Source organism: Oscillospiraceae bacterium, assembly GCA_031265355.1.
Classification (GTDB): domain Bacteria; phylum Bacillota; class Clostridia; order Oscillospirales; family UBA929; genus JAIRTA01.
In genome coordinates this window covers 1-11,407 of sequence record JAISCT010000034.1, presented here as the reverse complement: position 1 = coordinate 11,407, position 11,407 = coordinate 1, and the positions used below count along the sequence as shown (strand labels likewise).

6 protein-coding genes are annotated in these 11,407 nt (G+C 59.8%); 5 read left to right on the top strand and 1 reads right to left on the bottom strand.

The window, feature by feature from the left end:
- The 5 genes from LBK75_04920 to LBK75_04900 form a co-directional block, all read left to right on the top strand.
- The coding region (locus tag LBK75_04920) for a hypothetical protein (GenBank protein MDR1157635.1) at positions 1-438 on the top strand (438 nt) is incomplete at its 5' end.
- Between the two features lie 316 nt (positions 439-754).
- On the top strand, positions 755-1,738 hold the full coding sequence (locus LBK75_04915; GenBank protein MDR1157634.1) for an S-layer homology domain-containing protein: 984 nt from the start codon (positions 755-757) through the stop codon (positions 1,736-1,738).
- 34 nt (positions 1,739-1,772) lie between these two features.
- Positions 1,773-2,510, top strand: a complete 738-nt coding sequence (gene nagB, locus LBK75_04910; protein MDR1157633.1) for a glucosamine-6-phosphate deaminase — start codon at positions 1,773-1,775, stop codon at positions 2,508-2,510.
- Between the two features lie 568 nt (positions 2,511-3,078).
- A complete protein-coding gene (locus tag LBK75_04905; protein MDR1157632.1) occupies positions 3,079-9,267 on the top strand; it encodes a discoidin domain-containing protein in 6,189 nt (2,062 codons plus the stop codon).
- A 188-nt stretch (positions 9,268-9,455) separates the two neighbouring features.
- On the top strand, positions 9,456-10,499 hold the full coding sequence (locus LBK75_04900; GenBank protein MDR1157631.1) for a Fic family protein: 1,044 nt from the start codon (positions 9,456-9,458) through the stop codon (positions 10,497-10,499).
- A 95-nt stretch (positions 10,500-10,594) separates the two neighbouring features.
- Here LBK75_04900 and LBK75_04895 read toward each other — a convergent pair.
- A partial coding sequence (locus tag LBK75_04895; protein MDR1157630.1) for a hypothetical protein occupies positions 10,595-11,407 on the bottom strand: 813 nt, incomplete at its 5' end.

Here is an 11,407-nt window from a genome sequence, read left to right as displayed (position 1 = left end):
CCGCTGCGCGGCGACGCCCTCAGCCTGGCGGTGGACGGCGAGGCGCCTCTCATCTACCGCGACGGGCAGGACATCACGGCCCAGCTCGCCGACGGACAGATCGCGCTGGCGGACATCGGAGCGGACACGACCGTCCAGGTGATCTTTGCGCCCGGCGCGCTGGAGGTCAGCGTAGAGAACGGCGTGGTGCGGGCCGACGCCCTCCTCTTGAACCGGACGGACGCCGAGAAAGCGTACCTGCCGATTGTCGCGGCTTATGACGGCGAGGGCCGTCTGGTGACCGCCAAGACACAGGCGGCGACGGCGCCCGTCGGGCTCTCCGAGACCGCCGTGAGCCTGCCGCTCAGCGAGGCGCCCGGCGCGGTCTCCGTCAAGGTTTTCCTGTGGGACGGCCTCGCCTATGTTCCAGCTCTCCCCGATGAGACCCAAATATTGTAACTTCTCTTGGGAAGCAGCAAGCCGGATCCCGCGGGGCCTTACGCGCAGCTCAAGTCGGTTGGCGCAAGCCAAGTGGGCCGGACGGTGCTTGAACGGGGAAGGACACAGCGCACAAAGCCGGACGCCGTGTGCAGACGGAGGCCGGCCCCCCCAAGACGAGCCCGTGCGGCGCGCGTTGACCGCATCGTGCGGACCTGAAATTTGAAAAATCGATATCGGCGCCGGCGCCGGCTTCGTTGCGAGCGGGCGCCGGCGCCGCCCTTTGGGAGCACACCTCAAAAACGGCATGACACATCTTGCGAAAAGAGGAACGGACATGAAACGAAGTGTTTTTTGGCGCCGCGCCGTGGGCCTGGCGGCCGCGTTTTGCCTGCTGGCCGGCGGGCTTGCGGGGTATGCGGTGGAAGATCGGACGTTTACCGACATAGACGACCACTGGGCGCGGGACGCCGTGCAGACGCTGGCGGGCCTCCGCTATGTCGCGGGGATGCCGGACGGACTGTTTCACCCGAATGAGACGATGCGGCTGGAGCAGTTTGTCGCGATCATCGTCCGAAGCCGTTATGGCGACCAAGCGCCGGCCGGAGCGGGTTGGGCCTCCGGTTACCTCGATCTGGCGCTGCGGCAGGGCGTTTTGGAGCCTGCCGACATCGCCGTTGGCGCCAGACCGCTGAAGCGGGGCGACGCCGCCCGGATCGCCGCCCTGGGTCTCCAGCGCCTGTACGGGGAGGAGGCGGAAAACGACGTCTCTCCGGCCGATCGGCTGACGGATTTCCCGAACTGTCACACCTGCCGCGTCCACATCTCCGACGTCTACACCAAAGGGGTCATGACGGGCCGGCCCGGGTTCATCTTTGACAGCGAAGGGCTGCTGACACGCGCCGAGGGCTGTGCTGTCATCGTGCGTATGTTGTACCCCGAACGCCGTATCCCCCCGCCGCCTGCCGAGGACGGCGCCGCAGACGACACAGAGGAAGCGGATACAGCGGACGCGCTGATCACGCCGGAGCTGGTGCGCGAGATTCAGCAGACGGACTCGGCTGCCGTGGTTGTGGATGTCCGCAACCAAGATGAGCGCGACAAGGGCTATATCCCCGGCAGCATCCTGATTCCATTGGCGGCGCTGAAAGAGGCCGGCGCCGCGCAGCTCCCGGACAAGGAATCGGTCATTGTCGTGTACTGCCAGTCCGGCGGGCGCAGCGCGCAGGCCAAGGAATTTTTGGAGAGTCTCGGCTATCTCCGCGTCTACGACATGGGCGGCGTCGGCCGTTGGCCCTATGCGTTGGAGGGCGCTCGATAGTCAACAGTTCACAGTTTGGGACGAGGAGGACACTATGCGCATCTACCACGCCGAACATTACGACGACATGAGCCGCAAGGCGGCCAACATTCTGTCGGCACAAGTGATTCTGAAACCGACCAGCGTGCTGGGGCTGTCCACGGGGTCCACGCCCGTGGGTCTGTACCGACAGTTGGCCGAATGGTACCGCAAGGGAGACGTCGATTTCTCCGGAGTCACGACGGTCAATCTGGACGAATACCAGGGACTTGCCCCGGACGATCCGCAGAGTTACGCCCGGTTTATGCGGGAGAATTTCTTCGACCACACCAACGTAAAGCTTGAAAACACGCATCTCCCGGACGGTCTGGCGGTGGATGCGGAGCGAGAGTGCGCTCGGTACGAGGCGATTCTCCGTGACAGCGGCGGCCTCGACATGCTCCTGTTGGGGATAGGCCACAACGGGCACATCGGCTTCAACGAACCCGGCGGCGCCTTTGAGAAGGGTACGCATCTCGTCACGCTGACGCAGAGCACGATTGAGGCCAACCAACGTTTCTTTTCCAGTGAGAACGATGTGCCCCGGCACGCCTACACGATGGGCATCCGCTCTATCATGCAGGCGCGGACCATCGTGGTCATCGTCTCAGGGGCGTCCAAGGCCGGTATTGTCCGTCGCGCCTTCGCCGGTCCGGTGACCCCGGAGGTCCCCGCCTCGGTCCTTCAGCTCCACAACAACGTGATCCTCGTGGGGGACAGGGAAGCGATGTGTCAGTTGGCAGCCGACAATTGACAATTATTTCCAATTCATTTCTGACACAAACCCCGGAGCCGATCGGCGCGCGGATGCGCGCTGGCCGGTTCACGGGGTTTGTGGGCGTATGCTGCTTCGCGTTGAGCGGCCCTTAGCCGCCGCCTGGGTGTGGCGATTGACTCCGGGTTATTGCCTTGGCCGCAAAACGAAATTGCCAAATTTCATACAAAAAAATATGGAATTCTTAAAGATTCAAAAAAGTATACCTTTTTATAGAAAGGCATATCGCAGATCATCATTTATATTTTACTACACATTGCCCTTAAAGTCAATCTATTTCTCTTTTGTTTTTATACATTCACACAAATCCAAACATTCTCAAATGGCCGAAAAGAGAACTTTAAAAAGGTATAGCTTTTCAGGCCATGCAGAGAGCAATAGAGGGTTGCGGCCCAATGGGTTCCGCGTGGCGAGGAATGCGTCCGGGCATGAAGTGGTTGCCCTTTGTGTGCAGCGAAGGCGGCGGCCGGCAGGACCATTTGTGCAGGATGGTCTCGCCCCAGATGTACAGCGGTGAGTATTTCACAATTTTGGGAGGTTATCGTTTATGAAGAAGTCCGCGAAAAAACTCCGCAGAGCGCTTTCCCTGATGATGACGGCGGTGCTCGCTCTGTCTCTGGCGTTGATCTCATACGGAACGCCCGCTTTCGCCGATTCGCCTGCACTGTCAAGCGGCAGGGAAAGGCTTAATTTCAACCAGGGCTGGAAATTCGTTCGAAAGAACATCGCCGAGGCGGCGCTCGTTGACTACCCGCTCTCCGAGCTGGAGCGCTGGGACAGCGTCGATCTGCCGCACACCGTGCGCGAGGATCCGCTCATCAATTCCGGGGGGATCAACTATCAGGGCTACGCCATGTACCGCAAGCACTTCATTCTCGACGAGTCGTATGCCGAAAAGAAACTTTTCGTCGAGTTTGAGGGCATTATGGGCGTTACCGACATATGGATCAACGGCGCGCACATGCAGACGCCCATCGCCGCGCTGACAGGCTCCGCCGACGGCGACCATACGTATTACGGCGGCTACCTGCCAATAGTGCTGGATATAACGGACGCCGTTCATTGTGACGGCGCTTACAACGTTATAACGGTGCTGGCGAACAACGCGGACAACAGTCTTGTGCCGCCGGGCAAAACTCAATCCACGCTCGATTTCACCTATTTCGGCGGCATATACCGCAACGCGTGGCTCGACGCAGTGTCGCCTGTCCACATCACCAACGCGAACTACGAGAATATTGTCGCGGGCGGCGGCGTACTTGTGGATTTCCCGGCCGTGTCGCAAGCTTCGGCCGACGTGTACGCAAAGACGCATGTGCGCAACGAATCCGAGAGTGCGCAAACAGTTTCGCTTGTGACGGACGTAATCGACCAAGACGGCCGAACGGTCGGGACGCTGGCAAGCTCCCAGAGCATCGCCGCCGGTGCGGCCTACTCTTTCGAGCAGACGATAGCCGTCGCCAATCCCCATCTGTGGAATCTTGACGATCCCTACATGCACAAGCTCGTGTCCAAGGTGTCCGTCGGAGGTGTCGAGGCTGAAAGACTGACAACGCCGATCGGCATACGAAAAATTGAGTTCAGCGCAACGGAAGGCGTGCTGATAAACGGCGTGAATCCGGGTTTCCTGTCCGGCGTCAACCGCCACCAGGAATACGCGTACATAGGCTTTGCCGCGTCAAGCTCCCTTCAGCGCCGCGACGCGATCAAGTACAAAAGCGCCGGCTTCAGCATCGTGCGCACCGCGCACCATTCGCAGTCCGCCGATTTTCTCGACGCCTGCGACGAGCTCGGCATACTGGTGATGGAAGCGACGCCGGGCTGGCAGTACTGGAACAGCGACGCGACGTTCGGCAGCCGCGTCAAGCTTGACATAAGGCAGATGATCCGCCGCGACCGCAACCACCCGTGCATCCTGTCGTTCGAGATCAGCCTGAACGAGACGGGCGGGCTGGCGGCTTTCACCAACGAATGCGACGCCGTCGCGAAATCGGAGGGGCCGTCGATACGCACGTCGGCGGAAAATCACAACGCGTCCGCCGTGTCCGACATACTTTACGACGACCTTTCCACCGTGTCGGGATATAACAATTACTCCCTCGCCCAGACGCGCGAATACGGCGACAACTATCTCGAACAGTACGGCGGGCGCACCACGCTGGCTCGCGTCACGCGCGGCCCGGGGACGGCCTATCCGGGAGGCGAGGCCGCCATGCTGGTTCAGGCCAACCGCCGCCTGTGGGATTCCGGCTCTGTCGGGACGATGTCGGAATACAAATACACCTATGACAGCAACCCGCGCTACATCGGCAGCACGATGTGGATCGGCATCGACCACAACCGCGGCTACGACCCGACCATGTCGCCCTGCGGCGTGTGGGATCTCATGCGCATACCGAAATACTCGTACTACGCCTTCGCGAGCCAGCGGCCTGCCGAGGCTGACAGCTATCTGGAGTCGAAAGGCGTCGAGACGGGGCCGGTACTGTTCATCGCGTCCAGCTGGGGCGCTGCGGCGCCTTCCGTCCAGTGGGGAACTCTTAACTCCGGGGCGGGCGCCATGACTATCGGCACGGACGCCCAGCGCCAGATTTACGTCTACTCCAACGCCGAGGCCGTGCGCCTGACTGTCAAGTCGGCGGACGGGGCGGCGCTGTGGACGGACACGCAGTCGCCGATCTCGGACAAAAGGGCGTCCAGCCTCGACCACGCCCCGTTCCGCTTCAACAGCGTGCCCTATGCCGCCGGGTCGTACCTTGCGGCGGAAGGGCTGGACAGCGACGGAGGCGTGATCGCCTCGTCGGAGCAGCATGCGGCGGGCGCGCCCGCGAAGCTGCGCGTGGAGGTTGACCAGAGCGGCGCCAGCTTTATCGCGGACGGCTCGGACTGCGTCATGGTCTACGCCTACGTGCTGGACGCTGACGGCAACGTCTGCTCCGAGGCGACGAACGAGCTCAGCTTCTCCGTTGTCTCGGGCGACGCATCGGTCGTCGGCGACGGCAGCCAGCGCACCAGATCCAATCCGGCCAACGCGGAGGCGGGCGTAATGGGCGCGTTCATCCGCTCGGGCAAAACCGCCGGCGAGATAACGGTGCGCGTGGAGTCGGCCGGGCTTTCCCCCGCCGAAACGACGTTCAGCTCTGTCGGGCTTGAAACGCCCGTCGTGCCGTATGTGGCGATCGCCGACAGCGACGAACCGTTCGCGACGGGCGCGGCGGCGCTTTCGGATTACGGCGGCGTGGCGCTTGGCGCCAACGCGCACTCGTTCGCCAAAGGCGATGTGACGCTCGGCGGCGTGACGTATGAGGACAGCCTCACGGTGAGCAACATGAGCGCGGTCAGATTCCGGCTTGACGGCGTTTGCAGCCAGCTCGCGGGGCAGGCCGCGCTGGCCAGCCCTTCAAACTATAAGGACGGCGCGGTGTTCAAAATATACCTCGACGGCGTGCTGCGCTGGGTTTCCGGGCGCGTCACAGACGGCATTGCCAGCTACGACATCGACGTTTCCGGCGCGCAGGAGGTCACGCTTGTCGGCGAGGATGAAAACGGAGTCCACACGAGCGACGTTGTGTGGCTGTCGCCCTATGTAATTGAAGGGGCGCTCCCCGTGGACGAGAGCGAGCTGTTTGAGAACGTCGCAGTCGGCGGCAGCGCGTCAGCCTCGTCGTCGGACGCAGGCACGAGCGCGGCGGACGCGGCGGACGGCAATATGGCGACGCTGTGGCGCTCCGGCGAGGACGTCACGGAAGGCTCGCCGCAGACATGGCAGATTGACCTTGGCTCGGCCAAAAACATCCGCGGGGCGCGCCTCGGGTTCGAGAGCGACAACACGACGTATGGCTACAGCATATACGCGTCCGCCGACAGCCAGAGCTGGGACAAAGTGTACTCCGGCGCCAAGAGCGGGCAGGCAAACGCGCAGGCGGACCAGTTCGTCGCATCCGGCGTTCAATACATAAAGGTGGAATTCACCTCGGCAGATTCAACGGCGGGGCAGACAAAACGCGCTTCCCTGCTGGAGTTCGAGGCGTTCCTCGACAAAGGCGTTGCCACCGTCAGGGACTATAACCTTTTCGGATTGGAAATCGGCAACAAGAATATGGCTTTCGATCCCAAAATCACCGCGTATGCGATAACCGCAACTGGCGACGAAGCCGATTTCTACATAAAGGCCGTCCCGGCGAACAAGGATTCGTCGGTGAGGATTAACGGCGCGCCGGTCACGCCCGGACTGACGATGGAGACGACGGGCTACGCGCTCGCCTCGCCGGACGAAAACGGCCAGATTGCCGTGGCCGTCACCTCGCCGGACGGGCTGGGGACAAAAACGTACACGATAACCGCGCTGCCAGCCGAAAACCCGAACCTGTTCCAGACATACGCGGGGTTTGTGCCCGGCATAAACGGCGCGAACCACTGGCATTACCAATACCAGAGCAGGGCAAGCGGCGCCTTCGCGGACATGGGCGGCTCGTCGGCCTACATTCAGGGCGAGCAGGCGTGGATGGCCGGAGATTGGCTGTACGCCGGGCCGCGCTATTTCCACCCCGGAACCGACCGCAACGCCGTGCGCGCTTTCCAGGCGCCAAAGAGCGGCACATACGAGATCAATCTGGAGATGTCGAAGACTAACTCCGGCAACGCCGGCCAGGTGGCGATCAGGGTTATGAAGAACGGCGAGCGCGTGTGGCCGGCCGCCGACCAGATGCTGTCAAGCTACACAGCCAGCGTCAAGGCGTCATTCACTGTGGCCGCTGCCAAAGACGACATGATCCAGATCGTCGTTGACAACTACAATGGCAACGGCAACGACGCGACCTGCATCGTATCGTCGGCCGAGCTTGTCGATGAATCCGAGCCGCCGGACGAAACCAATATTTTCCTGCACAAGGCGGCTAAGGCCAGTTCCGAGGATACGGCGCAAGGCAGCACGGCCGACAAGGCTGTTGACGGCTTGCGCGGCGGCAAGCCCGAGAAATGGTGCGGCCTGGGGGCAAGCGCGAGCCCGTGGCCCGGCTATTATCCGGCGTACTGGATGGTTGACCTCGGCGACACTTACGACATCGAATCCATACACATTGATTTTGAGGATTTCGACAAATCGGCGAAGGATCCTTTCAGCTACGCGATCTACGTGTCGAACAGCCCCGACGTCTGGGCTGGGACGCCTACGCCGGCCGACCCCTCGCAAGGCGTGGACATAGGCGCATGGAAAGAGAGCGAGATAGTTGTTGACCACCGCGCCAACAACGCCGAGCTGAACCTCGACCGCGACTTCACAATCAACGAGGTCGGGCGCTATGTGATGGTGTATTTCAGCGAGCGGCCCAATACAGGCACAAATTACTGGCCGTGCATCGTTGAGATAACCGGCGTCGGCGAGCGCGTCCCCGACAACATATTCCTCGGGAAGCAGGCCCGCGCGAGTCACACCCAAGACTCGTCGCATCTTCCGGCGTTCGCCGCCGACGGCTCGACAAGCACTTACTGGTGCGGCATCGGGCGCGGCGAAGCGGAAGGCTGGCTCGGATACTATCCCGCGTGGATCATGTTCGATTTGGGCGCAAACTACGACATCGAGAGCATGGATTTGACGATGGAGAGCGCCAGCACGGCTTTCAACTACAGGGTTTACGTGACGGACAACCCGCTGGCCTGGAGCGAGACGCCCATACCGAGCCAGCCCGACGCCCCTATCGACATCAGCCTTTGGAAAGACAGCGAGATAATCGTCGATTATTCAGACAACGACAGCGAACAGAGCCTTGCGCATGCATTCGCCGTCAACCGCACCGGGCGGTATGTCATGGTTTACTACCCGCAGAGGCCGAACACATCCAAGAACTGGTGGCCCAGCCTTGTCGAGATAAGCGGCAAAGGGCGGCCCGCCGAAGTCAAAACGGATGCGATTGACAATGTTTTCCTGAACAAGCCCGCCCGCGCGAGCCATACCCAAGACTCGTCGCATATTCCGGAGTTTGCCGTTGACGGCTCGACAAGCGCTTACTGGTGCGGCCTCGGACGCGGCGAGGCGGAAAACTGGCTTGGGTACTATCCCGCGTGGATCATGTTCGATCTCGGCGACAGTTACGACATAGAGAGCATAAAGCTGGCAATGGAGGATCAGAGCGTCGCTTTCAACTTCAGGATCTATCTGACGGACAACCCGCTGGCTTGGAGCGAGACGCCGATACCGTCAACCCCCGCCGGCCCGATCGACATAAGCCAGTGGAAGGACAGCGAGATAATCGTCGATCGCTCGGACAACAACACGGCGCAGAATCTTGACCGCGAGTTTGCCGTCAACCGCTCCGGGCGCTACGTCATGGTCTACTACACGGAAAGGCCGAACACGTCCAAGAACTGGTGGGCCAGCCTTGTGGAAATTTCGGGCGCGGCAAGCCGGCCGGACCCCGAGGCGCCCGTGACCGACGGCATATCGCTTGACCCGTCGTTCGTCGTCGAGCCGAATTTTATTCCGGAGCAAGACAGCGCGCTTTTCAACCCGCGGTTCAAGGTGACGAGCGTCGCCGGGCAGACGGCCAGCCTCATCACGGCGGCGTATGATTCAGACGGCAGGCTGATCGCCGTCAATCGAAACAGCCTGACGCTGGGCAAAGGCCAGGAGGGCTATTTGCAGGCGCCGATGGCCCGGGCAGACAGCGCGGTGCTGTACAAATACTTCCTGTGGGATGCGAGGAATAAACCCTTAATCGAATCCACGATACCAGAATAATCTGGCAACAGTGAAACGAAGCAGGCTCGCAAAGGTCAATGCATTGACCTTTGCGAGCTTTGCTATTGCCGCTGTTTTGATGAATATTTGCATATTTACCTGAATGATTATATGCAGATACTTTGTTTTTCCTCTTGACGATCTGCATATAATCGGTTACAATATGTGCAGATGAAGGAGATGTGCGGATGAAATTTTTCGATTATTCATTCCTCGAACACGGGTTGTTACCCGCAGGGCTTGTGAGCGTGGTCGGCGTAATCAGTGAATTGCGCGAGCGTGAGAACGCACTAAAATCTAGTTACCCCGACGCTTTCGCGCGCTTGGAGACCATAGCGAAAGTACAGAGCGTCAAAGGCTCGAACGAAATCGAGGGCATTGTCACGAGTGAGCAGCGCATTAACGAAATCGTAAACCAAAACTCTGCGCCGCTGAACCATAACGAAACGGAAATCGCCGGGTATCGCGATGCGCTTGCACTTGTTCACTCCGACTACGCCGCGCTTGATGTTCGCGAACGTGACATTTTGCGTCTGCACGAATTTATGTTGTCGTATTCGCCGAACGGCGGCGGGCGTTACAAGGACAGCGACAATGTAATCATGGAGGTTGACGCGAGTGGAGCGCGGCGCGTCCGTTTCGCGCCCACTCCTGCCGATGAAACAGCGGAAACAATGGAGCAGCTAATCCTCGCGTATATAGACGCTCGTGACAACTCCGCCATTAATCGGCTACTCTTAATACCGTGCTTTATCCTTGACTTTCTCTGCATACATCCGTTCTCAGACGGCAACGGCAGGATTTCGCGCCTATTGTCCTTGCTGCTCCTATATAAGAGCGGATTCGACGCGGGACGCTACATCTCGTTTGAGGAACAAATCAACCGTAATAAAGCGGGGTATTACAAGGCGTTGAAGGACAGTTCGGATGGCTGGCACACGGGCGAGAACAGCTACTTTCCGTTTATTGAGAGCTTCGTAACTACGCTGCTGATGTGCTACAAGGAGCTTGATAAACGATTCACCGTCGTGAACAGCGGAAAAGTGAGTAAGCGCGCGCGGATTGAAACGACCGTACTGAACAGCCTGCTCCCAATAAGCAAACGCGAGGTTTGCTATATCCTGCCCGATATTAGCCCGACTACCGTCGAAGCGGTTATTGCATCAATGCTGAAATCCGGCTCGATTGAGAAAGTGGGTTCGGCCCGCAACACGAAGTACGTCAGGCGATAAACGGTGAATTGTTAAACCCAAGGAACCGGCCGGCGCATACGCTGTGCACCAGCCGGTTCTTTGGGTTTATGGAGAGCGTGTACTGTCACAGCCTACTAAGTCAAGCTGTGTTCCGATATTTCGCAGAGCGGCACAAGTGTTTTTGCGTCCCAGATGAACGCTCGGGTTGTGCCCCCCGGTCGAGTGGACGGTGAGACGATCTCGGCCACGTCGGAACACCACGCGTCGACACGAATTGTTTTCCGAGACAGATTCACAAGTTGCCCATCGGCGTTATACTCTGCCAGTATACACAGTGCGTCCAACGTTTCGTCGGAGGCATTGTAGATTTTGTAACTTCCTTTGGCCGTATCGGCGAATTTCTCCGCATTGGTGGAGATTGTCTGACCGACGGAGCCGTTCGCGGACAAGGCGACAAACGACAGGCAGAGACTGCCACCGGTGCCCGAGGCGAAGCTTTCGGTCAGGATCACCCTGACCTCCACCACGTCCGTTGGATTCGGCGCGATGTAGTTGATCTCAAAGATCTTGCTGGAGCTGAGAGGCAGACCGCTGCTGACGTTCGCGGTGACGGTTCCCGAGTAATATGTCGCACCGTTGATCAGCAGTTCGGCCCTCGCCGTGGCCCTGTACATGCTCACGCCAAAGGTGATCTTTTGTGCCGTCTTCCCGCTTGGCAGGTTGAACGAAAAGCCGTTGCCCACAGACTTGGCGACAATCGCCTTGTTGTTGCCGGGTTGTGTGCCCGCCGCCGCGTCGGTGTATGTGTAGGTGAACTGCGTGTCGCCCGCCAGTTCTCGGTAGGACGGATCCAAATGGGTGAAGTTTGTGATAGCGCTTACGCCGGAAGCTTTCTTTGCATAATCCGTGTAGTCTCTGGTGCTGAGCTGCAGCCAGTCCTTGTCGCC

What these genes read in the sequence shown, in the direction of transcription:
- LBK75_04915 (MDR1157634.1), top strand. Translation starts at nt 755, where the DNA reads ATGAAACGAAGTGTTTTTTGGCGCCGCGCCGTGGGCCTGGCGGCCGCG.
- nagB (MDR1157633.1), top strand. Translation starts at nt 1,773, where the DNA reads ATGCGCATCTACCACGCCGAACATTACGACGACATGAGCCGCAAGGCG.
- LBK75_04905 (MDR1157632.1), top strand. Translation starts at nt 3,079, where the DNA reads ATGAAGAAGTCCGCGAAAAAACTCCGCAGAGCGCTTTCCCTGATGATG.
- LBK75_04900 (MDR1157631.1), top strand. Translation starts at nt 9,456, where the DNA reads ATGAAATTTTTCGATTATTCATTCCTCGAACACGGGTTGTTACCCGCA.